A 26,558-nucleotide genomic window follows, 5' to 3' on the forward strand; every position below is an offset into this window, starting at 1 on the left:
CTATTAGCGATTAGCGGAATTATTGAAAATAATTGATTTTTGTCGGGGCGCGCAGGCAAAAAGTATGCCATATCCATGCACTCAACCGCGGGTAAAGGCCACCGATGAGAGCTGCCCCGCTTCATCCATCACCACCAGTTGATAACTGCCCGGCTCATCCAGCACCAGCGCCGCACCCTTATTATTCGCGTCCCGCTCCAGCGGCTGCCCGTTTAAAAACCACCAGCGCTGCTCACCTTGTCCGCCCTGCACCGCTACCGGCATCACCAGCACCACTTTGCCCGGCAGCGGCTGTACGCGCTGGCCGTTGATCACACCGGTAATCACCATCGGTGGCGCATTGCCCTGATTGAGTGGCGGACAAGCGGGATCAATCGGCGGCAAGCGCTGCGCACGGCGTTCAGCAACCGGCAGCCAGGGTTCAAGCGGCAGCGGCCACATCAGGCGCTCGCGACTTTGTGCATCCGGGCAGTCTGCTGCTACGCGCAATCCCCGGCTATTCTGCCAGTAACGCTGGCGCAAACCATTAACGCCTTCCTGCCCCGGCGCCAGCAGCGTTGGCGGTACGGTTTGATTCAATACCCAACTCTGACGACGTTGACGACAGTTCTCGTCGCCGAGGGGCAACGGCTGACCGCCAGGCCAGCAAATGCTCATGGCGCTGACCGCTTGCGGGCGCGGATCGCGCGGCGCACCGTTCACTGGCATATGGCCAGCCAGCAGATTATTGACCTGATTCATCACCGGTACCGCCGAAGCAAAACCAAATTGCCCGGCGACCGGTGTCGCATCCGGTCGCCCAACCCACACGCCAATCAGATAGCGCGGGGTAATGCCAATCGTCCATGCATCGCGATAGCCGTAGCTGGTCCCGGTTTTCCACGCCAAAGGCGCAATCTCCGGCACCGCGCCGCTGGCCGGCGGTTGCGCCGCGCCAGCCAGAATGCGCCGCACAATCCATGCTGCGCCCGGCGACAACAGCGGCCTCTCCTGCAGCGGCTGTGTCGTCAGCCAGCGCAACTGCGCCGCGTTGCCGTGACGGGCAAAGGCGCTGTAGGCCGCCACAATCTCATCCATGCGTGCGCCGGTGCCGCCCAGCACCAGCGACAGATTGGGTTCTGCACCGGCAGGAAAGCGCAGATTCAATCCGACGTTACGCAAGCGCGCGGCGACGGTTTTTGGCCCCAGCGCATCCAGCAACTGCACCGCCGGGAGATTGAGCGATCGCTCCAGCGCATCGCTGGCGCTCACCGGTCCGTGAAAGCCCGAGTCAAAGTTGCCGGGACGATAGTCACCGAAGCGGCGCGGCACATCCTGCAGCAGCGATTCGCCATGAATTAGTCCATCGTCCAGCGCCATGCCATAGACAAAGGGCTTCAGCACCGATCCTGGCGATCGCACGCTGGCGATCATATCGACGTGACCAAAACGGCTGTCGTCATTGAAATCCACCGATCCGACATAGCCGCGCACTTTCATGTTTTGGTGATCCACCACCAGCAGCGCCAGCGAGGTGCGCGGCGGCAAGTTGCTTTTCAGCGACGCTGCCAAATTCTCGAGTTCGCGCTGCAGCGACACATCAAGGGTTGAGGTGATTTTGTTGTCGGGTGACAGCGACAACAATCGGCGAGCCAGCAGCGGCGCACGTTGCGGCATTTGGCGCGGCGGCAGCCACACCGCTTCTTGTTTGATATCGGCGACATCCTGCTCTGACCAGACGTGATATTGCGCAAGGCGATCCAGCACTTTATTGCGTGCGGCTTCGGCGCGCTGTGGCCAGCGGTCCGGACGCAGGCGGCTCGGCGCCTGTGGCAGCACCGCCAGCAGCGCCGCTTCACCTTTGGTGAGCTGGGACGGCGGTTTGCCCAGCCACATCCAGCTTGCCGCGCCAACGCCCTCAACCGTGCCACCAAAAGGGGCACGATTGAGATACAGCGTGAGGATATCGCGTTTGGAGAGATGATATTCAAGCTGCAGCGCGCGCCACGCCTGCACCACTTTACCGCGCAGCGTGCGCGGTTGCGGATCGATAAGCCGCGCCACCTGCATGGTGAGCGTGCTGCCGCCGGAGACCACGCCGTGATGCAGTACGTTCTGCCCGACGGCGCGCACAATCGCCATCGGATTGATGCCGGGATGCTGCCAGAACCAGCGGTCTTCGTAGGTCAGCAGCGCCTCGATATAAGCGGGCGAGACATCCTGCAGCGTCACCGGATAGCGCCACACGCCTTGCTGGTCAGCAAAGCGCCACAGTGGCGTACCGTCTTCGGCTACTACCACGCGCGCCGGCTGCAAATCACGCAGCGGCAATGGCGTAAGTCGATCCAGCAGCCACAGCGCGGCCAGTAAAATCAGTGAAAAAAGCGGCAGCCAGCGCCACCGCTTTAGTCGCTTACTTCCAGACATTAAGGGTTAACGCACATTGAGTTTTTCCGGCGTGCTGCCAATCGCGCGCCATTCCGGCACATACATCGATTCCACCTGTGGCGGCGGCAGGCGATAGCTGCCCGGCGTCACCGCGCGCGCCAGATACAACAACGTGCCCGGCGTGTAGCCATCCAGCGCCAGCGCGGCGACAAAACGGTCGTCACGGAATTCGATATGCTTAATGTTGGCTTGCTGCATATCCATCATGCTCTCTTTCAGCGCATCGGCGCTGTCGCCTAAACTGGCGCTGCTGTCGCTCAGGTTCTGGTTTTCCAGCTCAAGTCCAGCAGGCAGCAGATCCACCACCAGCGCATCACTGACGCGCTCGCTAGCCGCGACTTTGAGCCGCACCACCAGCAGTTCGCCACTTTTCAGGTTGGTTAGATCCGCTGGCTTACCATCCAGCGTGAAGTACTCACGACTGATCTGCAGCACGTTGCTCATCGGCGACGGTGCGGTGCGCGGATAGCCCACCACATTTAGCGTGCCGTAAAGCGGCGACGAATTGTCGCTTTTCACCGACACGCCCTGACGCAGCTGATCTTCCGTCATACCAATATTGAGCGGCTGATTGCTGCTGAGCGGTTCCGCTTTGCCTTGTAGTGTCGCCTGCCAGCTTTCGCCTTTATGCTGCTGCAAGGTGCGGGCGGCGAGGAACAACGCGTTGTTTTCCTGCGTCGAGAACCAGCGCTGTCCGTGCACCGCTTTCGCCAGATCGATCAGCAACGGACCTTGCATCTCCGGCAGCAGCTGGTTTTCCGTCAGCAGCGACAGAATCAGCGCGCGATCGCGCACCGGGCTGCCGTAATCGCCGAGCCAGTTGTTCGGCTTACGTTCCAGGCCAATGCCCTGCGCCAGCGCCAGTTGTGCACGCTGTTGATCGCCCATCAGCTTCAACGCCACGCCAAGCTGCACCATCGCCAGACCCGATTTCGCCTGATCGCGTTTTTCATACAGCGCACGCAACGCACCGAGCGGTGCCTGCTGCTGACGTGCCAGCACCAATCCGGCATAGGCCTGCACGCTGAAACGCAAACCATCGGCATCGCTGCTCCAGCTGGTTTCGATCTGCGTGGGATCCTGCAGATAGCGCAGCAGACGCTCGTCGGCACGGGTAATCACGCCATCCGGCACGCTGTAGCCGGCTTCGCTGGCGCGCAGCAGGAAATCAGTGACGTAAGCCGTCAGCCAAAACTCTTCCTGACTCTCTTTGCTCCACAAACCAAAGCTGCCGTTGCCGCGCTGCATGCCGGCAAGGCGCGCGATGCCAGTATCAATCGAGGCACGACGCGCTTCATCATTGCTGGTTTTGATGCCCATCGCCGTCAACTGCGCATGGTTGGTGAATACCGACGGCCAAATGCCGCTGGCGGTCTGTTCAAGGCAGCCATAAGGATAGGCATACAGCGAGCTGATATAGCTGGCGATATTCAGCGGTGGACGGTTGCTGAGCGACAGCTGTCCGCTCAACGTATCCTGCTGCAAGCCGTTGAAGGCGCTCGCCATCACCTGCCAGCTTTGGCCGGTTTGCATCACGTTATCGAAGCTTAGCGTTTGTGCCGGATAAGCCGGACGCACGCCAATTTTCCATTTGCGCTCGCTGGCTGCCAGCGTTTCGCCCGGCAAACTCATGCCGGACACCTTGACCTGCACATCGCCCTCACCAAAGCCGCCCTGCGCTTTGACCGGAATTTGCAAAGTGGTGCGCGCGCCTTTCGCCAGCTGCACGCTGGCGGGGATCTGGCCGTTGAGCGCGATCTGGCCACTGGCCGTGACGTTGATTTTCAGCGTCTGCGGTTGATCGGTGAGGTTGGTGAGATCCAGCGCCAGCGTGGATTGATCGCCGCTGGCAAGGAAACGCGGTGTCGCCAGTTCACTGATCAACGGCGCAGCGACCACCAGCTTGCGATCGGCCGAGCCGAAGCTGTCGGCGCTCCACACCTGCGCCATTAAACGCAGTTCGCCATTAAACGCCGGAATCGGCAGTTCCAGCGTACCTTCGCCGTTGGCATCCAGCATTACCGGCTGCAACTGCTGCGCCACGATCTGCACCTCAGTAATCGGCTTTTTACCGCCGCGCGACAGCGCATCGGCATCGTCGCCGTCACCACCGAAACGCAGCGCGGCCAGCTTGCCACCGCCTTCAATCAGCTGACCGAACACATCGTACTGATCTGCGTTGTAGCGCTTGCGGCCAAAAAACGCGTCCCACGGATTCGGGGTTTTGTAGTCGGTAATGTTGAGCACGCCGCTGTCCACCGCCGAGAGCAATACCTGAACCTGCTGCGGCAACGCGCCACCTTCACGGCTGGCTTTGACCTTCACTTTTAGCGTCTGCTCAGGACGGATTTTATCTGACGCGTCGAGCGCTACGCTGAGGCGACGCGCTTCGGTCGCCATCGGCAGATGCAGCAAGCCCACCGCACGTTTCGGCGTGACGCCGCTGGCTTTGTCGCCATCACGCACCACGATGGCGCTGAGATAGAGATCGTGTCGCTTCCAGCTGTCGCTAATCGGTACATCAATGGTTGCGCCGCCGGCCGGAACCTCCAGCGGTTGCCACCACAGCGTGCCGCTGCTGGATTCCACCATCAGATAACCTTTACCGGCAGCAGGCGATTCCACCTGCACGTGCGCGGTGTCGCCCGCCTGATAGGCGGTTTTATCGATTTTCAGTTTGACCTGATCCGGACGCAGCGCGCCGGTGCCGTTGGTGTTGTCCTGCCACCCGTATCCGGCCTGGAAGCGCACACTGCTAATGATGTTGTCGCCGGCATGCACTTCCAGGCGATAGGTGCCCCACTCCACCGGGAAGCTCACTTTCTGGCTGCCGCCCGCCGCAATGGTGATGCGCTGCTGCTCCTCCTGCAGATCCTTTTGATCGAAGCGCGACTGCCAGCCTTCGCTGTCGGAGAAGCTCCAGTAATAGTCGCGGCGTTCGTGGATCAGGCGCACATCAAGATCTGACGCCGCCAGTTTTTCGCCCTGCGGATTGGCGTAGACCACGTCGAACTCCGCAAGGCTGTTTTCCGCCACGGTCGGCTCATCGTGATAACGGTCGCTACGATAGTCATACACCGATTCGCTGTTAAACAGCGGACGAATGCCGGGCAGCGCCGGAGCCGGCCAAATCGCCTGAGTCGCGCGGCGCGTCACTGGACGGCCGCCGGTTTCCAGCAGGCTGGCTTGCAGAATCAGATTAAGCGGCGAATGACTCTCTTTCCAGCTGCTCTCAACGTTGAGTTGCAACTTACCGCGCTCATCCAGCTTCTCATCCACATCATCCAGCGAGCGTTTCAACTCTTCAGTGATGTCGCCAAATTGATAGCCTGGCAGCGCGGCAACCGCTTCACGCGCCGGGCGCAGGAACAGCTGCCCTTGCAACTCGTTACCTGCGGCAGGCGCACCGTACAAATAGCGGCCTTCGACCGCAAAAGTAATGTCGTCATCTGGCGTCACCGGCTGCGCGCGGTTGGTTAGATCCAGTGCCATGCGCTCTGGCAGGAAGTCTTCTACGTGGAACGGCCAACTGCGCGGCTGGTTATCACCGCTGTTGATGCGCAGCGTCCATTCGCCAGTCATTGCGGAAGCGGGCAAGGCGAAGCGATGTTGATAGATGCCGTTATCTGGCTGCCAGACAAAGGTCTGCGACACTTCGCCATTCGGCTGCACCACGTCGGCTTTCACCGGCTGCGGCGGCAACGGTTTGCCATCAGCATCACGCAGCAGCGCGTTAACGATCACCGTTTCACCCGGACGATAGAGATCGCGCGGACCAAATACGAAGAACTGTTTGTCGTAGCCTTGCGGGCCATCAATCGGAAATTCAGCCAGATCCAGCGCCGGACGATTGAGATCGATCAGCGAGGTTTGGCCCTTTTGCGTTGCCAACAGCAGTTTGCCTTTAGCATTCGCCGGCAAGCGCAGATGACCGTTGCTGTCGCTGGTGCCGCTGGCGAGTTGTTTGCCTTTTTCATCCAGCAATTGCACGCTAACGTCAGCCAGCGGCGCGCCGTTGAACAGGCTTTGGGCGAACAGTTCCAGCTGTGCGGGGAATTGGTGCAGCGACAACCCGATGTCGCTCAATGTAAACAGTGTCGCCGGCTGCGTGTAGTTGTAGGTTCCGGCCTGTTTCATCACCGCCAGATAGACGCCCGGCTGTTTCAGCGCATCGACATCGCCCAGCGGCAGCTGCATTTTCTCGCGCGTGTTGCGCGCCGGATTGAGATCGAAGCGGGCGCCGTAAACCAGATCGGCATTTTTCAGCAGCTCGCGCGATTCCCAGTACGACATGTTGTTGCCGTAATTCCACTGCGCCAGAAAATCGGCCAGCGAAGCACTTTTCACGCGGAAGAAATCGACGTCGACGTTATTCACATTCAACGCCAACACCGGCAACCCCTGCGTCAAACGCAGCGGCAGCAGCGATCCGCGACTGGCAAAACCTACCATCGGCTGGATATCGCGCGTGGTGAGCGTTTGGCTAAAAGGCGCGGATAAGGTGCTGCCATCGGCCGCTTTGAGACCGGCATCGACGTTAACCGTCAACTTGCGCGACGGTTCAGGATGACGGAAACGCAATGCTTTACCGTTTTGCGCCAGCTCCCAGCCGCCGTCGACCTTGCCGCTTTTCTCATCGATAATGTGCGCGCGCGCGGCAAAATCCTGTTTGCTGTCAAGCGGCGCGTTGAAGGTCAACACCAGCGCGGCAGCACCGTCGAGTTGCAGTTCGGAGAGATCGATAACGGACAGTGATTGCGGCGCTGCTGCTGCTGCCGTTTCCTGCGCGTGAATCGGCGACGTTCCGCCGCCCAGTAATACACCACCGATCAGCGCGCTGAGCAGCAGCCGGTTAAAACGTTTTGCCATGGTAATTCCCTCACCAGTCCCAGAAGTTAAGAAAACGCAATTTCGCGCAATTTCACATCAACCCGCCAACTTTAGCAATCACACCCTTGAGATAGCGTTCACATTCCCGGACACTGGTCGTTTCCCGTTTGCTGAGAAGAGGTTGCTATGACAGCCATATTTGTGTCCGCTGATTGGTTGAAAGAACATTACACCGAGGAAACATTGCAGGTGCTTGATGCCCGCATGTTGCCGCCTGGCCAGGAAGCCGTACGCGATCTGCAGGCTGAATATCTGGCTGGCCATCTACCGAATGCCCCGTTCTTTGATATCGAAGCGTTGTCCGATCACACCTCGCCTTATCCGCACATGATGCCGCGCGCCGAATCCTTTGCGGTGGCGATGCGCGAGTTGGGCGTCAGCCAGGATAAACATCTGGTGGTGTATGACGAAGGTAACCTGTTCTCGGCACCGCGCGCATGGTGGATGCTGCGTGCCTTTGGCTGCGAAAATGTGTCGATTCTGGCCGGAGGATTGCAGGGCTGGAAAGCGGCTGGTTTCGATGTCGCCACCGGACCGGTTAGTTTGCCGGAGGGTGAATTCGAGGCGACTTATGATGGCACACAGGTGAAACGCCTGACCGACGTGCTGCTGATCAGCCACGAAGGCGGCGCGCAAATCGTCGATGCACGCGCGGCCAACCGTTTTAACGCCGAAGTGGATGAACCGCGTCCGGGATTGCTGCGCGGGCATATTCCTCACAGCCTGAACGTGCCGTGGAACAGTTTGGTGGTAAATGGTGAACTGAAATCGGCAGCGGAACTGCGCGATCTGTTTGCTCTGGCGGGCGTAAAACTGGATCAGCCCGTGATCGCCAGCTGCGGGTCGGGTGTTACGGCGGTGGTGGTGATTCTGGCGCTGACGTCGTTGGGTGTGCGGGATGTGACGCTGTACGACGGTTCGTGGGGCGAATGGGGCAGCCGCGACGATTTACCGATCGAGAAGTGATAGCAGGTCGCCATAAATGGCGACCCTACATGTAAGGTGCGGATTATATAATCCGCTGACTGCCCTTGAAATCGCGCAGGAAACTGCCCCAGCGACGTTCATAGAATGGCGTGATGTGGGCAGTAAAGAAGTGGCTTACGCCGCGATCTTCATTCACCACTTCACAGATATCAATCGGCGCATCATCGGCCAGCGTGTCTGTTGCTACGCCGCCCGCCGCCTGAATAATCTCATCGATATCGCTATCGGCTTCGATACCAATCAGCAGGTTGGGTTCTTCGGTGGCACTTTCGCGAATGCTGGCGATGTAAGCACGGCGCACCTGCTTGTACTTGGCAAACAGCTGCGTCAGTGAATCAATCATCTGCGCTGGCGGCTCGGCCACTTCGGACAACAGCAGCGCCTGGCCACCTTCCAGCACGGTTTGCTGGCTCAGCGCACTGCCCTCTTCGCCAATCAAATGGGCGATTTCACCCGGCGAAAACTCTTTGCCCGCAGGCAGCTTCGGATTGAGGAACAGCGTTTCGCCTTGCGTAATCTCAAACAGCGTACGCACCGGCATGCGCAGATAAGGCTGCTCATCTTTGATTGCCTCGCCCATCGCTTCTTCGGAGGTGAAGAACGGGATCACGCTGCCACCACCCTCTTTTTCCCAATGCTGTAATTCCACCGGCGAAGTCGCATCAAACTGCTCAGCGGGACTTTCGCCTGGCACCCAAACATCGGCTTCCAGCAGCAGTTGGAAAAATTCCGGACGGTGCGCAGGCTCGGTGGCCGCCAGCTTCAGCACCTCTTCAAGACGGTTACTCATTTATCGTATTCCAAAAAAGACGGCAAGCTTACGCCTGCCGTGATGAGGACTATTTTAGTAACAGATTGGCGACGGTGCGCACACCCAAACCGGTCGCACCAGCGGACCACTGATCCACCGCGCCTTTGCGATACGTCGCGGAGCAGTCAATGTGCAGCCAGCCTTGCTGATATTTGCTGACGAAATGCGACAGGAACGCCGCCGCGCTGCTGGCACCTGCCGCATGTGACGGGCTGGCAATGTTATTCAGATCGGCAAAGTTCGAAGGCAGATGGCTGCGATGAAACTCGGCCAGCGGCAAGCGCCAGAAGGCTTCGTTTTCGCCGGTCGCGCTGCCAAGCAGCGATTCCGCCAGCACATCGTCAAAGGTAAACAGCGCGTGGTAATCGTTGCCCAGTGCGGTTTTTGCCGCGCCGGTCAGCGTTGCCGCATCGATTAGCAGTTCCGGATTCTGCTCGCTGGCATCAATCAGGCCATCAGCCAATACCAGACGACCTTCCGCATCGGTGTTCATCACTTCCACGGTTTTACCGTTGCGATAGCGAATGATGTCGCCCAGACGGAACGCGTTGCCGCTGACCATGTTGTCGGCGCAGCACAGATACAGTTTCACGCGCTTATTCAGACCGCGTGAAATCGCCAGCGCCAGTGCGCCGGTCAAGGTTGCCGCGCCGCCCATGTCGGACTTCATCGAGTCCATAAAAGCGCTTTGCTTCAGGCTGTAACCGCCGGTATCGAAGGTGATACCTTTACCGACCAGACACGCGTAAACCGGCGCACTTTCATCGCCGCTTGGGTTGTAATCGAGCGCGAGTAATACCGGCGAGCGGGTAGAACCGCGACCCACGGTGTGAAGTCCGGCATAACCCTGCTCGCGCAGATCGTCGCCTTTGGTGATGCGATAGCTCACCGCTTTGCCGCCCACTTCATTGATCAGATCAACCGCGTTGTGTACCAGCTGCTCTGGGCTGAGATCTTCCGCTGGCAGGTTGATGGTGTCGCGCACCCAATCGACAATCTTCAGACGGCGCGCAAATTCAGCCTGATCGGCCTCATTGAATTCCGGCCACTCGACCTGACGTTTGCCTTTCGGGCTGCGATAGCCTTGCCAGAATGCCCAGCACTTCTCCAAATCCCAGCTTTCGCCCTGCAGGGCGACGTGACGAATGCCCTGACCGTCCAGCTTGCGACCCGCGCGCTGGATGCTCATCAGCGCATCTGCGCCAGTCAGGTGAATGGTCATGCCACTTTCGTTGCTGCTCAGCAGCGCTTTATCACCCCAGCGCGCGTCGGCGGCCTGGGAGCTGAGCGTAATTATCATCGGTTGTGTTGTCATCGCGTGGCTCCGTTTGCGTTAGGTGTCACCTTGCGCCAGAACCGGCGCAAGGGGTGCATGAATTAGCGGGCGTTTGTTGCAGGCGAGAGCGCCCGCAGACGGGTTACCGCTTTGTTGACCAGCTCGATAGCGTACTCAATTTCCTCTGCGCTGGTGAAGCGTCCGAGCGAAAAACGCAGCGAGCTGTGTGCCAGCTCCTGTTCGACGCCCATCGCGCGCAGCACGTAGGAAGGTTCGAGACTGGCCGAGGTGCAGGCGGAACCGGATGACAGCGCCAGATCTTTCAGCGCCATAATCAGCGATTCGCCATCGACGTGGGCAAAACTGATATTGAGGATGTTTGGAGCGCCCTGATCCAGCGAACCGTTGAGGTTCACGTTACCCAGTTGACGAATGCCGCGCCACAGACGCTGGCGCAACCCGGACAGACGCGCCATTTCGCTGCTCATCTCTTCACGTGCAATGCGGTAGGCTTCGCCCATGCCGACAATTTGATGCACCGGCAATGTGCCCGAACGCATGCCGCGCTCGTGGCCGCCACCGTGCATCTGCGCATCTATTTGCAGACGCGGTTTACGGCGCACCCACAGCGCGCCGATGCCTTTCGGTCCATACAACTTGTGCGCCGAGAAGGACATCAAATCCACTGGCAGTTCAGTGACGTCTATCGGCAGTTTGCCAACGCTTTGCGTGGCATCAACGTGGAACAGGATGTCACGCGCACGGCACAGCGCGCCGAGGGCGGCGATATCCTGAATCACACCGGTTTCATTATTAACGTGCATCAGCGACACCAGCACCGTGTCGTCGCGCAGTGCAGATTCGAGCATCTGCGGCGTGACGATACCGTCGCTGCCCGGCTGTAAGAAAGTGACATCAAAGCCTTCGTGCGCCAGTTGCTGGCAACTGTCGAGCACCGCTTTGTGTTCGGTTTGGCTGGTAATAATGTGCTTGCCGCGCGCCTGATGGCATTGCGCTGCACCTTTAATCGCAAGGTTGTCCGCTTCGGTCGCGCCGGAGGTAAAGACGATTTCACGCGGATCGGCGTTGACCAGCTCCGCAATCTGATTGCGAGCTACATCAACAGCTTCTTCGGCCTGCCAGCCAAAACGGTGGGAACGGGACGCGGGGTTACCGAAAGTGCCATCCATCGTGAGGAACTGCATCATTTTGGTGGCGACACGCGGATCCGCAGGCGTAGTGGCTGCGTAATCCAGGTAAATCGGTAATTTCATTGCGCTAAAACTCCGTATAAAAAATCATACGTCTTTATAGCACGAATCGGCCTTTCCAGTATGAACCCGTCATGCTTCAAGTTATAGGTGCGTTGGCTGCACTCACTCACCCCAGTCACATACTTATGTATGCTCCTGGGGATGCGCTCGCTTGCCGCCTTCCTCTAACTCGAATCATTTAGGGTTGGGAAAACCACGCTAAGCTATATTACGCGCGCAGATTAACGTTGATGGTTTCTTGCACACGATGCTGCTGGAAGCGGCGATTATCGACCGTGTTCTGGCGATCGGCCACTTCGAGGATTTCCTGATTATTCACCAGTTCCGCCAGCGTGATGTTGTTGAGGAAATCGCTAATGCGCTCACTCAGGTCACGCCACAAAACGTGGGTCAGGCAACGCTCGCCGCCCTGGCAGCCTTCTTTGCCCTGGCATTTGGTGGCGTCGACAGATTCGTCAACGGCGGTAATTACCGCGCCCACAGCAATCGCGCTTGAATCTTTACCTAACAGATAACCGCCACCTGGACCACGAACGCTGGCCACCAAGCCGTGCTTACGCAGACGCGAGAATAACTGCTCCAGATAGGACAACGAGATGCCCTGACGCTCAGAAATGTCAGCTAGCGGCACCGGACCCTCATTGGAGTGCAGTGCAACGTCCAGCATAGCGGTTACGGCATAACGTCCTTTGGATGTCAGTCTCATAGCATACAACCTCGTAAGCGTCCGTCCGGTTATCGGCGGGTTATCTGATGAATTGGATGCAGTCTGACATTCCTGAGTAAAACGGTCAACTATTTAACCGAGTAATTTGCTCAACTATTTAACCAAGTGTTTTACTCAACTATTATCCACATTACCTTTGCGCTTTTCGAACGATGCCATCATGCCGCGCAGGATGTTCAGTTCATCGCGTTCCGGACGCGCACGCGTATATAAACGACGCAGCTTGCTCATCACCTGGCTTGGCGTACCTTCACGGATAAAGCCGCTGTTCAGCATCATCTGCTCGATGTGCTGATAGAAGCGCTCGAGATCGTCAACCAGAGGATACGGTGACTCGACAGCTTGCTCCGTCGGCGCGGCTTTTTCCTGCGCGTCCAGCCAGGCCATGCGCACTTCGTAAGCGATGATCTGCACCGCCATCGCCAGGTTCAGTGAGCTGTATTCCGGATTGGCCTGAATCGCGACGTGATAGTGACACTTCTGCAACTCTTCGTTGGTCAGGCCGACGCGCTCGCGGCCAAACACCAACGCAACCGGCGCCTGCTGGCCCTCTTCAACACTTTTAATGCCGCACTCACGTGAATCCAACATTGGCCACGGCAGTGAACGTGAACGTGCGCTGGTGCCAACCACCAAACTACAGCCGGCAATGGCTTCATCCATGGTATCGACAATGCGCGCATTACCAATGACATCGCTGGCACCGGCGGCGAGGGAAATGGCCTGTGAATCCGGTTTCACCAGCGGATTGACCAGATAAAGGTTGGTTAAGCCCATGGTTTTCATCGCGCGTGCGACCGAGCCCATGTTGCCCGTGTGCGAGGTTTCTACCAGTACGATTCGGATATTCTGCAGCATAATTAGAAGCGGTCAGGGAAATGATGGCGCGCATCCTAACATAAAAAGAGGACATTTGCTGAACACACTGATATACTCCGCGCCGTTTTCCCCGTTCTTTAACATCCAGCGAGAGATACCGATGCATCCGATGCTCAACATCGCCGTGCGCGCAGCGCGCAAGGCCGGAAATTTAATTGCCAAGAATTATGAAACCCCGGACGCAGTTGAAGCTAGCCAGAAAGGCAGCAACGACTTCGTTACCAATGTTGACCGTGACGCAGAACGTCTGATTATCGAAGTAATTCGTAAATCGTACCCGAAACACACCATCATCACCGAAGAAAGCGGTGAACTGGCGGGCGAAGATCAGGACATTCAATGGGTAATCGATCCGCTGGATGGCACCACCAACTTCATCAAGCGTCTTCCACACTTCTCAGTATCTATCGCTGTGCGCATTAAAGGCCGCACCGAAGTCGCTGTGGTTTACGATCCAATGCGTAACGAACTCTTCACCGCCGTACGCGGTCAGGGCGCCCAGCTGAACGGCTATCGCCTGCGCGGCAGCACGGCTCGCGATCTGGATGGCACCATTCTGGCTACCGGCTTCCCGTTCAAGTTGAAGCAGCACGCAACGCCATACATCAACATCGTTGGCAAACTGTTTACTCAGTGTGCCGATTTCCGTCGCACCGGTTCAGCGGCGCTGGATCTGGCTTACACCGCTGCGGGTCGCGTTGATGGTTTCTTTGAGATTGGCCTGAAGCCGTGGGATTTTGCCGCGGGCGAACTGCTGGTGCGTGAGGCGGGCGGCCTGGTGACTGACTTTACCGGCAACCACGGTTACGTGATGTCAGGTAACATCGTTGCGGGTAACCCACGCGTAGTGAAAGCGATGCTGGCATCGATGCGTGAAGAATTGAGTGAAGCGCTGAAGCGCTAAGTGAGAAAAGGCGGCTGAATCAGCCGCCTTTTTTATTACCGACGTTCGTGACTTAATACCTGACGCGGTTGCGTCTTGCGTCCTACGCGTCCCATCAAGGCCGCCAGTACCGCTTCAATCACCAGCATGAAGAAGGTGAACCAGCTTGCTTTCGCCGTCGCGGCAGCCGCTTGCTCAGCCACTTCACGCGCTTTCTGCTCCGCTTGCTGTTTCAATTGCTGATATTGCTGTACGGCTTTTTTGTAGCTCTCTTCAGTCTGCGTCACAATCTGCTCAACTTCCTGATCGCTTTTACCGGTACGCGCTTTAATAATATTTTTCAGCGCATCACGATCGGCAGCCTGCAATGTATCTGAATGACGATTCATAACGCCTTTCAACCAATTAGCCAGATCATTATCAGCATTCTGTGGATTTTGTGCGGTTTGTTCCGCTTGATTTTGCGCATTATTGGCTTCGTTATTTACATCCTTTTGCAGATTCTCAGGTTGTAATTCTGACTTACCCGTTTGACGCAGCGTGGTTTGTAATTCGTTTTTTAAATCATCTAAATTGATATTACTTTCCTGCAGCTTCTCTTTTGCCATATTGGTCAGTGATGGCGCAGCTGCGGAAATTCCATTGCCCACGGCATTTACGCCAGCACCTAAAATATTAAAGGCACCGCCAATAACGCCAGTCGCAAGGGTAATGGCAAGCCATAATGTCAAAATGGTGCTGACGCCAAACATTAATAATCCGTGCATCGCCCCTTCGCGCTGTGCCAAACGTCCCGCCACATAGCTACCGACGGCCATGGCAATCAGCATACTCACGCCAGTCCAGATTAATGCACCGGTTCCCAGATGCTGCAGCGGATTTTGTTCCTGTTGTGGATCGATGGATGTTGCACCGATCGCAGTACCTAATATCCCCAATAAAAGATGAATGATTAGCGCAGCGATAACGCCGGCAAACACTGCGCTCCAGGAAATACGCTTTAATGGTAGGCCGCCATGCACTTCGTGCACCGTATCCACGCTGCCATTATTAATCCGAGTTTCAGGCATCGTTTTCTCCTCGCAGAATGTTTTTCTGAAATATTATAATTTCTCAATTCACCAGAGCATTGACTGGTGTAATTTATCTTAGACAGAGAAATCTATTTTCACCAGCACACCAGGAGGAGATATTTAATTAACTATTGAAGGGGGAACACTTGCAGAAGTGGGTTATTTACACTACCCAAACATCCTAATTTCAAAAAGGACGAATTCCGCCGCCAATGCCCGGTGAAGCACTTTGCCATAATGCAACGCCCGCAACGATTAACAGCACGCTGCCCAATAAGGCGAGCAGCGGAACCAGCAGCCTGGCCGCAGGATGGCTGCCGCCAGCCTGTCCTAAACGTTGCGCCAGCACACGGGAACGCTGCACTAACAAGCCGAGCGCCGAAACCGTCAACGCCGTACCCACCGCCATCGCCACGGCAGAGGCAACGCCCCACGCATAAACGCCGATCACTTTGGCAAACAGCAGCATCATGATGGCACCGGAACAGGGCCGCAGCCCCATGGAAAACACCACCAACGCCTGCGTTTTAGCGCTAACCGCCTGATCCATTTGCGCGGCGCTGGGCAGATGCGCATGACCGCAGCCGCAGTGTTCATCATGCTGATGTGTAGGACGAATAGCGTGGATCTGCAGCTTTGGCTGAGGGCGCAGTTGCTGGCGCAGCGATCGTAGTGCACGCCAACCGACCCAAACACCCAGCGCGACGACTAACAGATAACTGCCTTTCTCCAGCCAGTAACTGCCGAGATGCATCTGACGCGACGAAGTTTGCAGCACCACCAGCATTAGCGTCACCAAACCAATCGCCACGCCGCCTTGCAGCAATGCCGCCAATAGCGTCAGTTTCATGCTGGTTTTCAACTTTGCCGGATGAGTGGCGAGGAAGGTGGTGATCACCACTTTGCCGTGTCCCGGCCCCAGCGCATGCAACACGCCATACACAAGGCTGAACAGCATCAGCGTCACACCCGCCTGCTGCGGTTGTTCAGCGACCTGCTGCAACAGCTGCGTCATCTCGCGATTCAGGACTTTTTGCCACAGCACGCTTTGCAGCAAAATCTGCGACCAGTGCTGCCACAGCAGCACGCCCGCTAGCAGTAATAACGCCGTCATCAGCCACAGCGGCCATAAACGACGTGAGCGGGAAGGCAGCGAAATCAGTGACATGTCAGCGTTACCGTTTGGGCGAATTGCTGGCCAAGGTCCATATCCTCCGGCGGCGCATCGGCTTTATCCAGCGACAGCGCATATTGCTTCAGCGAGTCATCCGGTTTCGGCGTGTGCAGTTCGATTTGGCAGTGCGATTTAACGGTGTCGTCCATGGTTAATGCCTGTGGATTATCGTAATACATATCAATGAAATAGCTGGGATCAAAGGTCTGAATACGATACTGCTTCGCACTTAATAACTGTGGCTCGCCAAACGGCACGATGAACTCCAGCACCGCTTTGTTGCCGTTACGCGATAAGTTGTACTCTTTCGGCAGGTTGAGGAATTTAACCCGATTCTTATCCTGCCACACTTCAGTGAAATAGTGCTGACCGAGCACATTGGCCATCACCTGCGCCGCCAGCTTTTTCCATACCACATCGCCAGGTTTGGCCTTACCTGCGTCGTACAGCAGATCGGCGGAGGTAATCTCATCCATGGTCCACACCATTTTCATGCCGCTGAGATGTTGGTTGTCACTGATGAACTCGGTTTTCATGTCAATAAAGCTGTGCGGATGTGACCAGGCTGCGGTGCTGAACAACAGCGTAAACGTAATGAGTGCAATTTTCATGTGTTATAAAGTAACAATTTTAAAGTGAAGTGTAGAGTGGTCCAGAAAAATTGTGACCCGCCCTAAAGCTCTGAACAAAAGTCACGACAAAGTGCAAGGTTACCGCGTGGAGTTAGCTATTCTTAGCTCAAAAGTGACCTGCGGATAAACCATTGATGAGTTCTGCACCTTCCTCTGCACCACTCTTCAGCCGCTCCCAGCGTCGTTGTCATCTGTTACTGCTGCTATTTCTGCCCGCTCCCGCGTTGACGCTTGAAAAGCTCTGCCAGTTAAATGGCGTGGCGCCTGTTGTCGCCCGACAGGATATCGCGGATGTGGGAGAGGAGATACAGCGTTACCATCAACTGGAGCTACACCAGATGGTCGATGGCAGCTTCCGCATTCATGGGACGGAACTGGACAGGCGGCTGTGCCTGATCCACTGGCTGCGACGCGCGCTGCGTTTGTCGCAGGATTTTGTCTGCGAGCATTTTGCCCCGGTGCTGCGTCAGCGCCTGAAAGTACTGAAAATCGAGAAAGCGCTGTGGGATGAAACCAACCTGCAGGCGCTAATCCAACACTGCAGCCTGCGTCTGGCGCGCGACTTCAGCGCACGCGACCGCCTGTTTCTGCAAATCTTCATGAAGTATTCGCTGTGTCAGCGACAAAACGCGCTGTTCAATGACGGGCAACGCGCATGGCTGGCGGAAAAAGCCGAACGTGCTGCCGCCGACGACGTGATTCATCACTGGCAGAAACGCTGCCACATAGCGCCGGATGTGAGCGAAACCGACTTCTGGACGTTGTTGTTTAGCTTGATTCACGCGCCAACCGCTACGCAACTGGAACATCCACAAGCGGTAAAGCTGATGCAGTCAGTGGAAGCGCTGATTACGCGCTTTGAGCAACTGGCACAAACCACCTTCAAAAATCGATCCGAACTTACTCAGCAACTCTTTACGCATCTGGCGCAGGCGCTGGATCGCAGTCATTTCGCCATCGGCATTGATAACAGCGTGGCGTTGGATGTCGCACGACTTTATCCGCGCCTGCTGCGCACCACGGAACGCGCACTTGAGCATTTCAGCCGTAATTTTGCCACGCGCTTTAGTGCTGAAGAGGTGAGTCTGGTGGCGGTGCTATTTGGTGCCTGGCTGATGCAGGAGAGCGCATTGCAGGAAAAGCAGGTGCTGCTGCTGACGGGCGCGGATGCGGCGCTGGAGCAGTTGCTGGAGCAGCAGCTGCGGGAAATGACGCTGCTACCGATTAACATCAGTTATCAGGACGTCGTGCACTTTCAGCGTGAAGGCGCGCCGCGCGATATCGCGCTGGTGATTACGCCGTACGCCATTTCGTTACCGCTGTTTTCACCGCCGCTGATCCAGGCGGAGCTGCCGCTGAGTAGTCATCAGCAGCAGCGCATTCGCCAGTTGCTGGAGAGCTAAGCGGCGCGCGGACGCAGGAACAGCGCCGGCAGCGCCACTAACGCCATCACCCAGAACAGATGTCCTTGCAGATGCGTAAACAGCACGCCGCAAATCATGGTCATCACCGCAATACCGCCACCCATGGCCAGCGCCGAATAGAGCGATTGCAGACGAATCACTTCCGCGCCTTGGCGCGCGGCAATAAACCGCATCGCCGCTAAATGGCAGACGGTAAAGCTGCCACAGTGCAGAATCTGCGCCACGATCAGCAACGGCAAGGCGGTGCTGGAGCCCAGCATTGTCCAGCGGATAATAGCGCACACGCCCGATAACAACAGCAGATCGCGCGCACTCCAGCGGCGGAACAGTCGGCTGCTAAGGGCAAAAATTATGATTTCAGCCACCACGCCCAGCGACCATAAATAGCCGATAATCGATGCGGCATAACCGCTCTCCTGCCACCAAATCGCGCTGAAGCTGTAGTAAGCCGCATGTGCGCCCTGCAACAATGTCACGCATAACATAAAGCGCCACACCGCATTTTCGCGCAGCAAATCACGCCATGCCTGCCAGCCACCATCGGTGGATGTCTGACGTTCACTGCCCTGCGGCTTCGTCGCAGGCGTTAACATCATCCCACCCAACATGCTGATCGCGCCCAGTGACAGCAGCACCAGAATCGCCTGAGACGAGAACGCAGTAACTAGCATACCGGTTAAGGCAGAACTGATGACAAACGCCAGCGACCCCCACAAACGAACCGGACCATAAGTCAGACCGATTTGCTGCGTCCAGGTGGCGGCCAGCGCATCACTTAACGGCACCAGTGGTGAGAAAAACAGATTAAAGCCGATCATCACGAACAGCAGCCACATCCACTGTTGCCCCAGCCAATAACCGATGGCGAACAGGCAGGTCATTAGCGACAGCAGGCGCAGCGCGGTGATCAGCTGTGAGGGATTTTTTACCTGCGAGGCAATCAGCAAACTGCCGACAAAACGCGCCACCATGCCACAACCCAGCAGCAGGCCGATTTTTTCCGCATCGAGTCCGGTGCCTTTTAGCCAGACGCTCCAGAAAGGTAGGTAAATGCCGTAACAGAAGAAGTAAGTGAAGTAGCCCAAACCGAGCCATTTGGCGGAGCCGATTGCCATATTCCCTCCAGCAAAAATACTGCTGAGCAGCACGAGTGGCCGCTACTTTGTCAGAGCGCTGCCGCCACGGCAATAAAAAAAGGATGGCTTGCGCCATCCTTTTTGGAACTGCATAGAGAAGCGTAAAACTTACGCGTACACCGGCAGACGGCTGCAGATTTCCAGCACTTTCTGTTTGGTACGTTCGATGGTCGCTTCGTCGTTGATGTTGTCCAGCACGTCAGCGATCCAGCCAGCCAGCTCGCGAACGTCAGCTTCTTTGAAGCCACGACGCGTCACCGCTGGGGTACCGATACGCACGCCAGAGGTCACAAACGGGCTTTTCGGATCGTTAGGTACGCTGTTTTTGTTCACGGTAATGTTGGCGCGGCCCAGAGCGGCATCGGCTTCTTTACCGGTCAGGTTTTTGCTGACCAGATCGATCAGGAACAGGTGGTTGTGTGTGCCACCGGAAACGATGTTGTAACCGCGCTCCAGCAGAACTTCCACCATCGCTTTCGCATTCTTAGCCACCTGCTGCTGGTAAGTCTTGAACTCTGGCTCCATCGCTTCTTTGAACGCCACTGCTTTACCAGCGATCACGTGCATCAGAGGACCGCCCTGACCGCCCGGGAACACTGCGGAGTTCAGTTTTTTATACAGATCTTCGTCACCGTTTTTCGCCAGGATCAGGCCGCCACGCGGACCCGCCAGGGTTTTATGGGTGGTAGAGGTCACGATATGTGCATGAGGAACCGGGTTCGGGTAAACGTCTGCGGCGATCAGGCCCGCAACGTGTGCCATATCAACGAACAGGTACGCGCCGACGCTGTCTGCGATTTCACGCATTTTGGCCCAGTCGCACACGCCAGAATAAGCAGAGAAGCCGCCGACGATCATTTTTGGCTTGTGGGTTTGCGCCAGTTCAGCCAGCTCTTCGTAGTTGATTTTGCCGGTTTCATCGATGCCGTAAGGGATAACGTTGTACAGCTTACCAGACAGATTCACCGGAGAACCGTGCGTCAGGTGACCACCGTGCGCCAGGTTCATACCCAGAATGGTGTCGCCCGGCTGCAGCAGCGCAGTATATACCGCGAAGTTGGCCTGAGAACCCGAGTGCGGCTGCACGTTAGCGAAATCTGCGCCGAACAGCTCTTTAGCGCGATCGATCGCCAGCTGCTCAACGATATCGACGTATTCACATCCGCCGTAATAACGTTTGCCCGGATAGCCTTCGGCATATTTGTTGGTGAGCTGTGAACCTTGGGCCTGCATTACGCGTGGGCTGGTGTAGTTTTCAGAAGCAATCAGTTCAATGTGCTCTTCCTGACGCACTTTCTCTTGCTCCATAGCCTGCCACAACGCGGCATCATAATCGGCAATGTTCATATCACGCTTTAACATCCGGACTCTCCTGACTCAGCTAACTTTTTAACGGCAGTTTAGGCCCCGGCTAGGGGGCGAAGGCGAACAGTGTAAACGGTTTTGACAGGTGACGGTAGCGTCAATCCCCTCTTTTTGCGCAAACGATTGGCATGGCGCTGGAACGGGTTTTTTACGCTTTTTTGCAAACCGGAAAATCACGAAATTTGCTCACTTTCATCGCGAAAGAATTTCAGCTTTGCGGGCCAGCTCGCACCTCTTTTGCTTAATCCTTAATCACAACAGGGGATTTACAGGCGCTGCGATTACCCATAAGATGCATTTAAAATACATGTTTAAGTTCACCTTGAGGATTTCACCATGCTCGACGCGCAAACCATCGCCACCATCAAATCGACCTTGCCCGCCATTGCCCAGATCGGTCCGCAACTTACCGGCCATTTCTACCAGCGTTTACTGACGCAACATCCTGAACTGAAAAACGTGTTCAACATGAACAATCAGCGCAGCGGCAATCAGCGGGAAGCATTGTTCAACGCCATTGTGGCGTATGGCAGCAATCTGGAAAATTTGGCCGTGCTGTTGCCGGCAGTGGAGAAAATTGCGCAGAAGCATGCCAGCCTGAACATTCAGCCTGAGCAGTACGCGATTGTCGGTGAAAATCTGCTGGCGACGATTGATGAGCTGCTGCATCCGGGTGAAGAGGTGTTGACCGCGTGGGGCAAAGCGTATGGTGTGCTGGCCGATGTGTTTATACAGCGTGAAGAAGCCATCTATTCGGCCTCCGAAGAGAAAACCGGCGGCTGGCGCGGTGCGCGTGATTTCCGTATTCGCGCCATCAATCAGGAAAGTGCGGTGATCAAGAGTTTTGAACTGGTGCCAAACGACGGTCAGCCAGTAGCAACCTTCCTGCCCGGTCAATATCTGGCGATCAGCTTACAACCGGCAGGTTTTGAAAATATCCAGCATCGCCAGTATTCGCTGACGCACCAGCCCAATGGGCAGTTTTATCGCATCGCGGTTAAACGCGAAGCGCTGGGCAGCGTGTCGGGCTGGCTGCACGATAACGCGCAGGTGGGCGATATCGTGCAGTGCGCTGCGCCAGCCGGTGATTTCTTCCTGCAGGCTGAAGCCGCTACGCCGATTACGCTGATCTCGGCTGGCGTCGGTCAAACCCCCATGCTGGCGATGCTGGCTAACCTGGCGCAGCAGCAACATCCGGCGGCGGTTAACTGGCTGCACGCCGCAGAAGCCGGTTCGCAGCATGCATTTGCCGAAGAGGTGAAATCCCTTGGCGCACGCCTGCCAAACTTCACCAGCCACGTTTGGTATCGTCAGCCGGAAGGTGCAGACGCCGGACGTTACGACGCGCAAGGCTTGGTGGATTTAGCAAGCGTATCCGCCGCGCTCAACCAGGCCGATCGTCAGTTCTGGATCTGTGGTCCACTGCCGTTTATGCAGTTTGTCGCGCGTCAGCTGGTTGACGCCGGCATCAATGCCGATCGCATCCACTACGAAGTGTTCGGCCCGCACAAGGTGCTGTAAAACAAAAACCTGCACAAGGCAGGTTTTTCAGGCAATGCGCGAAGGGGCTTAGATCGCCTCTTCGTCCTCTTCACCGGTACGGATACGCACCACGCGCGCCACGTCAAAGACAAAGATTTTGCCGTCACCGATTTTGCCGGTCTGCGCGGTTTTCATAATGGTTTCTACGCAGGTATCGACGATATCGTCACCCACCACCATTTCGATTTTCACTTTTGGCAGAAAATCAACCATGTACTCAGCGCCGCGATACAGCTCAGTGTGACCTTTCTGACGACCAAAGCCTTTCACTTCACTGACCGTCATCCCGGTGATGCCCACTTCAGCTAACGCTTCACGTACATCATCGAGTTTGAATGGTTTGATAATTGCATCGATCTTTTTCATGACAGATCCTTTTTAACTCCCTCCATGATGGACGGATAAATATAGTATACGTGTTCCTGCCGCCGCCGCAGCAAGCTACTCTTTAAATTCGCTGGCGTCCAATTCATGGCGCGACAGCAGCTTATAGAATTCAGTGCGGTTACGTCCAGCCAGACGCGCAGCGTTGGTGACATTTCCTTTGGTCATCTGTAGCAATTTACGCAAATAGTTGAGCTCAAACTGATTACGCGCTTCGACGAAAGTGGGCAACGCGGTATTTTCGCCCGCCAGCGCCTGTTCAACCAAAGCATCACCGATCACCGGCGCGGTACTCAAGGCGACGCACTGCTCAATCACGTTGACCAGTTGGCGCACATTGCCCGGCCATGCCGCGCTGACCAACCGCTTCATTGCATCCACCGAGAAGCTACGCACAAAAGGTTTATGGCGATCGGCCGACTGGCGCAGCAGATGATTTGCCAGCAGCGGAATATCTTCAGCGCGCTCGTGCAGCGCGGGAATCTTCAGGTTCACCACGTTTAGGCGATAGTAGAGATCTTCGCGGAAACTCTTCTTCTCCATCGCTTTGGGCAAGTCGCGGTGCGTCGCGGAAATAATCCGCACGTTGATATCCAAATCGCGGTTGCTGCCTAACGGCCGCACTTTGCGCTCCTGCAGCACACGCAGCAGTTTCACCTGCAGCGCCTGCGGCATGTCGCCAATCTCATCGAGAAACAGCGTGCCGCCCTCGGCCGCCTGGAACAGACCTTCACGTGCGCTAACCGCGCCGGTAAAGGCGCCTTTAGCGTGGCCAAACAGCTCGGACTCTAAAAGCTGTTCCGGCAGCGCACCGCAGTTGATGGCGATGAACGGCTTAGTGGCGCGCGGGCTGGCGGCATGAATTGCCTGCGCCAGTACCTCTTTACCGGTGCCACTTTGCCCATTGATCAACACGCTGACGTCAGATTGCGCCACCATGTGCGACTGGTCCAGCAAACGCAGCATCTGCGGATTGCGCGTCACAATCGCTTCACGCCAGCAGTCATCGCTGATCGGCGCGCGCTGGGCCAGCGCTTCATCTATCGCTTTGTACAAGGCGTCACGATCAACCGGTTTGGTCAGAAAACTGAACACGCCTTGTTGCGTGGCGGATACCGCTTCCGGGATCGATCCGTGCGCGGTGAGAATGATCACCGGCAAGCCCGCATGACGTTTCTGCACTTCGCCGAACAGCGCCAGACCATCCATTTCGTCCATGCGCAGGTCGCTGATCACCAGATCGACCTTCTCTTTTTGCAGATGGCGCAGGGCTTCTGGCCCGCTGGCGGCCGTCGCGACCTGATAGCCTTCACTGCTTAGGCGCATGCCAAGCAGTTTCAATAAGCCCGGATCGTCATCCACCAGCAATAAACGTGCGGCTTGTTTCATGGTTACTGATCCTCACTTTGCACATCGCTGCCGCCGTGCGATGTGTCGCTGCTGTCGGGCGCTTTGCGCGACGATAGCTGGCGTTCAATATCGGTTAAACGCTCTAACTTGCGTTGGGTATCGGCCAGCGACTGACGCATTTTGGTTTGCTGCTGGCGCAGGTTATCCATCTCCGCATCATTACTCTGCTGCAAAGCGGCGTAGCGTCCACGCGCTTCACTCAGCTCCAGTTGAGCCGCCTGATTGCTGCGCCACAGCTGCAACAACGGACGCACCGCCGCCGGATACGCCGCGCTGTAACCGTCTAAGGTGGTGACAAAATCACGGCGCTCAACCGGCGTGACGTTACCGTTAGCGAGCAAGATGCCCTGCTTGAAGGCGCGCGCCCAGCCTTGCACCGGCCAACGACGTGCTTCAGCCCGCGCTTCGGCCGGCGATAAGCGCTCGGCGCAATCCATGGCGCGCTGCCAATAAAGCGGATTGCCTGAAGCGGTTGGCGTTTCGATTTGCCAGACGTTTTGGCAATCGGTCGCCAGATAATCCGGCAAGCGCACGTCCGGTTCTGGCACGCTGACGCCATTATGCTGCGTACGATCTTGTGACGGTGCCTGGCAGGCGCTGAGGCCCAAAACCAGCACGGCACTGGCCACAAGTTTGAATAGGGTTAATTTCATTAATCAGGCATTCCCGGCGCTGGTCGTCAGAATGATACGAAAACAGACATCCGCATCCTTGCGTGTTACCAACTGCAGATCGCCGTGCATCCTGCGCAGACAATCTTTGGCGATGCTCAAACCCAGCCCGCTGCCTTTAACCGGCCCTTTGCGCTGTTGGCTGCCCTGATAAAAGGGCTCAAAAATCATCGCCTGCTCTTCAGCCGGAATCGGTGTGCCGGTGTTTGCTACCTCAATCCACACCTGGTTGCCCTTCTGCTGGCTCTGCAGCCAGATGTTACCGGATTCGCTGCCGTAGTTCACGGCGTTCGAATAGAGGTTATCAATCACTCGCTGCAGCAGCGTCGCTTCCGCCAGACAATGATGCACTTGCAGATCAACATGGGTGGTCATTTCACGCGCATTGGCGGGCAACGAGTGCACTTTTACCACCGAATCAATGATTTCATTTAGCGCCACGGGCTTCAGCGCCATTGGGCCATCGGCCAGTTTGCGGTTGTAATCGAGCAGCTGCTCGATTAGCCGCTGTAAATGGCGGCTGCTGGTATCGAGGATTGCCACCACTTCCTGCTGCTCGGCATTCAGGGGACCTGCGACCTGATCGGCCAGCAGTTCTGTGCCTTCACGCAGACTGGCAAGCGGCGTTTTCAGCTCATGCGACAGGTGGCGCAAAAATTCGTGGCGCTGCTCTTCCAGCCAGCTTAGCCGCTCACTCAGCCAGACGATGCGCTGCCCCAACGAACGGATCTCACGCGGACCACGGAAACTGCCGCTATCGCCCAGCGCCTTACCTTCGCCCAATCGATTGATCATGCGTTCAACCCGCTTCACCGGACCGATGATCATCCCCGTGAACAGCAAAACCAGCACCAGGCTAATCAGGAACAGAATCAGCGCCTGCCAGCCAAAAAACTGACCGCGATCGGCGATTTCACGCTGCAGCTGTAAACCGCGCGAAAACACCACTTCGCGCGTTGCCTGCACCATTTGCGTATTGTTATCTGAAAAGCGCTCCAGCGCGCTGGCGGCTTGTGCCTCAGGATTGCCGTTGTCGCACTGCAACTGCTGCAGCTGCGGCAAGGTGGTTTGCAGCACTTTAAAGGAAGGCAGATCGGGCAAACTGGCGGCGTGGCTGCTGAGCATTTGGCCGTAGCGCGTCCATTGCGTTTGATACAGCTTCGCCAGCGACACATCGCCGAGCACGCAATATTGACGATAGCTGCGCTCCAGCTCCAGCGCGGTTCGCGCCATCGCTTCACTGCGACGCACATCGGTAAAGGTGTTGCGGTTGGTATCCGCCGCCTGGTTGCTTAATGCCGAAAGACTTTCCCACGCTTGCCACGCCAGAACTAGTAACGGCAGCAGAACCAGCAGGAAAGCCATTAACACTAACTGCCGCAGAGATCGGGGAAACAGACGCCATTTCATCACAACCGCGCTTCCTTAAATGTGAGCTGCAGGCATGCTAGCGAAGTATCAAAAGGGAAGAAAGGCCAGATATGAAAACGGCAGGCCTTTTGGCCTGCCGTGGGAGCGACGCCGCAGCATCGCTTGCAAATTAGGTGGAGCCTAACTCAACGTTGCGTCCGATGTTTGATAACGTTGCAGAGC

19 protein-coding genes and 1 pseudogene are annotated in these 26,558 nt (G+C 56.7%); 4 read left to right on the top strand and 16 right to left on the bottom strand.

Annotation, left to right across the window (positions count from 1 at the left end):
- Positions 1 to 81: 81 nt before the first annotated feature.
- Positions 82 to 2,406 (bottom strand): peptidoglycan glycosyltransferase PbpC, encoded by a 2,325-nt coding sequence (gene pbpC, locus NQH49_RS14290; RefSeq protein WP_256697118.1) that lies wholly within the window; start codon positions 2,404 to 2,406, stop codon positions 82 to 84.
- Between the two features lie 6 nt (positions 2,407 to 2,412).
- Positions 2,413 to 7,296, bottom strand: a complete 4,884-nt coding sequence (locus NQH49_RS14295) for an alpha-2-macroglobulin family protein (RefSeq protein WP_256697120.1) — start codon at positions 7,294 to 7,296, stop codon at positions 2,413 to 2,415.
- Positions 7,297 to 7,443: 147 nt separating this feature from the next.
- Here NQH49_RS14295 and sseA point away from each other — a divergent pair, with 147 nt between their 5' ends.
- A complete protein-coding gene (gene sseA, locus NQH49_RS14300) occupies positions 7,444 to 8,283 on the top strand; it encodes a 3-mercaptopyruvate sulfurtransferase (protein ID WP_256697122.1) in 840 nt (279 codons plus the stop codon).
- A 43-nt stretch (positions 8,284 to 8,326) separates the two neighbouring features.
- Here sseA and sseB read toward each other — a convergent pair whose 3' ends face one another.
- The 5 genes from sseB to trmJ form a co-directional block, all read right to left on the bottom strand.
- Positions 8,327 to 9,094 carry an enhanced serine sensitivity protein SseB gene (sseB, locus tag NQH49_RS14305; RefSeq protein ID WP_179449864.1) on the bottom strand — a complete coding sequence of 256 codons (768 nt, stop codon included), beginning with the start codon at positions 9,092 to 9,094 and terminating at the stop codon, positions 8,327 to 8,329.
- 49 nt (positions 9,095 to 9,143) lie between these two features.
- On the bottom strand, positions 9,144 to 10,430 hold the full coding sequence (gene pepB / locus NQH49_RS14310; protein ID WP_256697123.1) for an aminopeptidase PepB: 1,287 nt from the start codon (positions 10,428 to 10,430) through the stop codon (positions 9,144 to 9,146).
- 62 nt (positions 10,431 to 10,492) lie between these two features.
- Positions 10,493 to 11,665: an IscS subfamily cysteine desulfurase gene (locus NQH49_RS14315; protein WP_256697124.1), complete on the bottom strand. Its 1,173-nt coding sequence runs from the start codon at positions 11,663 to 11,665 to the stop codon at positions 10,493 to 10,495.
- Between the two features lie 208 nt (positions 11,666 to 11,873).
- Positions 11,874 to 12,371: a Fe-S cluster assembly transcriptional regulator IscR gene (gene iscR, locus NQH49_RS14320; RefSeq protein ID WP_008108287.1), complete on the bottom strand. Its 498-nt coding sequence runs from the start codon at positions 12,369 to 12,371 to the stop codon at positions 11,874 to 11,876.
- A 135-nt stretch (positions 12,372 to 12,506) separates the two neighbouring features.
- The gene (trmJ, locus tag NQH49_RS14325; protein ID WP_008108285.1) at positions 12,507 to 13,250 is read right to left on the bottom strand and encodes a tRNA (cytosine(32)/uridine(32)-2'-O)-methyltransferase TrmJ; all 744 of its coding nucleotides are present in this window, start codon (positions 13,248 to 13,250) and stop codon (positions 12,507 to 12,509) included.
- A 121-nt stretch (positions 13,251 to 13,371) separates the two neighbouring features.
- Between trmJ and suhB the strand changes: the two genes are divergently transcribed.
- Positions 13,372 to 14,175: an inositol-1-monophosphatase gene (gene suhB, locus NQH49_RS14330; RefSeq protein ID WP_008108283.1), complete on the top strand. Its 804-nt coding sequence runs from the start codon at positions 13,372 to 13,374 to the stop codon at positions 14,173 to 14,175.
- A gap of 35 nt (positions 14,176 to 14,210) precedes the next feature.
- Here the strand turns inward: suhB and NQH49_RS14335 are convergent, their stop codons facing one another.
- The 3 genes from NQH49_RS14335 to NQH49_RS14345 form a co-directional block, all read right to left on the bottom strand.
- Entirely contained in the window at positions 14,211 to 15,224 is a 1,014-nt protein-coding gene (locus NQH49_RS14335; protein ID WP_256697125.1) for an MFS transporter, read from the bottom strand.
- 190 nt (positions 15,225 to 15,414) lie between these two features.
- Entirely contained in the window at positions 15,415 to 16,395 is a 981-nt protein-coding gene (locus NQH49_RS14340) for a nickel/cobalt transporter (protein WP_256697126.1), read from the bottom strand.
- On the bottom strand, positions 16,386 to 17,012 hold the full coding sequence (locus NQH49_RS14345) for a DUF1007 family protein (RefSeq protein WP_256697127.1): 627 nt from the start codon (positions 17,010 to 17,012) through the stop codon (positions 16,386 to 16,388). Before NQH49_RS14345 ends, NQH49_RS14340 begins: the two co-directional genes overlap by 10 nt.
- A 155-nt stretch (positions 17,013 to 17,167) precedes the next feature.
- Between NQH49_RS14345 and csiE the strand changes: the two genes are divergently transcribed.
- Complete coding sequence (gene csiE / locus NQH49_RS14350) at positions 17,168 to 18,436, top strand: stationary phase inducible protein CsiE (RefSeq protein WP_008101480.1); 1,269 nt, start codon at positions 17,168 to 17,170, stop codon at positions 18,434 to 18,436.
- On the opposite strand, the gene NQH49_RS14355 is transcribed toward csiE, so the two are convergent.
- The gene (locus NQH49_RS14355; protein ID WP_256697128.1) at positions 18,433 to 19,572 is read right to left on the bottom strand and encodes a 3-phenylpropionate MFS transporter; all 1,140 of its coding nucleotides are present in this window, start codon (positions 19,570 to 19,572) and stop codon (positions 18,433 to 18,435) included. The two genes, csiE and NQH49_RS14355, sit on opposite strands and share 4 nt — an antisense overlap.
- 129 nt (positions 19,573 to 19,701) lie before the next feature.
- Complete coding sequence (gene glyA / locus NQH49_RS14360; protein ID WP_176971039.1) at positions 19,702 to 20,955, bottom strand: serine hydroxymethyltransferase; 1,254 nt, start codon at positions 20,953 to 20,955, stop codon at positions 19,702 to 19,704.
- A 336-nt stretch (positions 20,956 to 21,291) separates the two neighbouring features.
- Between glyA and hmpA the strand changes: the two are divergent.
- Positions 21,292 to 22,479, top strand: a pseudogene (gene hmpA, locus NQH49_RS14365) (NO-inducible flavohemoprotein); the annotation flags it as partial.
- Positions 22,480 to 22,527: 48 nt separating this feature from the next.
- On the opposite strand, the gene glnB reads toward hmpA, so the two are convergent.
- From glnB to NQH49_RS14385, 4 genes are all read right to left on the bottom strand, one after another.
- Positions 22,528 to 22,866, bottom strand: coding sequence for a nitrogen regulatory protein P-II (glnB, locus tag NQH49_RS14370; protein ID WP_007886217.1), 339 nt, complete (start codon positions 22,864 to 22,866; stop codon positions 22,528 to 22,530).
- 75 nt (positions 22,867 to 22,941) lie between these two features.
- On the bottom strand, positions 22,942 to 24,273 hold the full coding sequence (glrR, locus tag NQH49_RS14375; protein ID WP_256697131.1) for a two-component system response regulator GlrR: 1,332 nt from the start codon (positions 24,271 to 24,273) through the stop codon (positions 22,942 to 22,944).
- A 2-nt stretch (positions 24,274 to 24,275) separates the two neighbouring features.
- On the bottom strand, positions 24,276 to 24,947 hold the full coding sequence (gene qseG, locus NQH49_RS14380) for a two-component system QseEF-associated lipoprotein QseG (RefSeq protein ID WP_256697132.1): 672 nt from the start codon (positions 24,945 to 24,947) through the stop codon (positions 24,276 to 24,278).
- Between the two features lie 3 nt (positions 24,948 to 24,950).
- The gene (locus NQH49_RS14385; RefSeq protein WP_256697133.1) at positions 24,951 to 26,378 is read right to left on the bottom strand and encodes a sensor histidine kinase; all 1,428 of its coding nucleotides are present in this window, start codon (positions 26,376 to 26,378) and stop codon (positions 24,951 to 24,953) included.
- Positions 26,379 to 26,558 lie beyond the last annotated feature (180 nt).

The organism is Pantoea trifolii, from assembly GCF_024506435.1.
Classification (GTDB): Bacteria; Pseudomonadota; Gammaproteobacteria; order Enterobacterales; family Enterobacteriaceae; genus Pantoea; species Pantoea trifolii.

Excerpts from the sequence above, each read along its gene's own strand:
- NQH49_RS14295 (WP_256697120.1), bottom strand. The coding sequence starts at position 7,296 with ATGGCAAAACGTTTTAACCGGCTGCTGCTCAGCGCGCTGATCGGTGGT.
- pepB (WP_256697123.1), bottom strand. The coding sequence starts at position 10,430 with ATGACAACACAACCGATGATAATTACGCTCAGCTCCCAGGCCGCCGAC.
- NQH49_RS14335 (WP_256697125.1), bottom strand. The coding sequence starts at position 15,224 with ATGCCTGAAACTCGGATTAATAATGGCAGCGTGGATACGGTGCACGAA.
- glyA (WP_176971039.1), bottom strand. The coding sequence starts at position 20,955 with ATGTTAAAGCGTGATATGAACATTGCCGATTATGATGCCGCGTTGTGG.
- qseG (WP_256697132.1), bottom strand. The coding sequence starts at position 24,947 with ATGAAATTAACCCTATTCAAACTTGTGGCCAGTGCCGTGCTGGTTTTG.
- suhB (WP_008108283.1), top strand. The coding sequence starts at position 13,372 with ATGCATCCGATGCTCAACATCGCCGTGCGCGCAGCGCGCAAGGCCGGA.
- trmJ (WP_008108285.1), bottom strand. The coding sequence starts at position 13,250 with ATGCTGCAGAATATCCGAATCGTACTGGTAGAAACCTCGCACACGGGC.
- NQH49_RS14345 (WP_256697127.1), bottom strand. The coding sequence starts at position 17,012 with ATGAAAATTGCACTCATTACGTTTACGCTGTTGTTCAGCACCGCAGCC.
- sseB (WP_179449864.1), bottom strand. The coding sequence starts at position 9,094 with ATGAGTAACCGTCTTGAAGAGGTGCTGAAGCTGGCGGCCACCGAGCCT.
- iscR (WP_008108287.1), bottom strand. The coding sequence starts at position 12,371 with ATGAGACTGACATCCAAAGGACGTTATGCCGTAACCGCTATGCTGGAC.
- NQH49_RS14355 (WP_256697128.1), bottom strand. The coding sequence starts at position 19,572 with ATGGCAATCGGCTCCGCCAAATGGCTCGGTTTGGGCTACTTCACTTAC.
- csiE (WP_008101480.1), top strand. The coding sequence starts at position 17,168 with ATGAGTTCTGCACCTTCCTCTGCACCACTCTTCAGCCGCTCCCAGCGT.
- sseA (WP_256697122.1), top strand. The coding sequence starts at position 7,444 with ATGACAGCCATATTTGTGTCCGCTGATTGGTTGAAAGAACATTACACC.
- NQH49_RS14340 (WP_256697126.1), bottom strand. The coding sequence starts at position 16,395 with ATGTCACTGATTTCGCTGCCTTCCCGCTCACGTCGTTTATGGCCGCTG.
- glnB (WP_007886217.1), bottom strand. The coding sequence starts at position 22,866 with ATGAAAAAGATCGATGCAATTATCAAACCATTCAAACTCGATGATGTA.
- NQH49_RS14315 (WP_256697124.1), bottom strand. The coding sequence starts at position 11,665 with ATGAAATTACCGATTTACCTGGATTACGCAGCCACTACGCCTGCGGAT.
- glrR (WP_256697131.1), bottom strand. The coding sequence starts at position 24,273 with ATGAAACAAGCCGCACGTTTATTGCTGGTGGATGACGATCCGGGCTTA.
- pbpC (WP_256697118.1), bottom strand. The coding sequence starts at position 2,406 with ATGTCTGGAAGTAAGCGACTAAAGCGGTGGCGCTGGCTGCCGCTTTTT.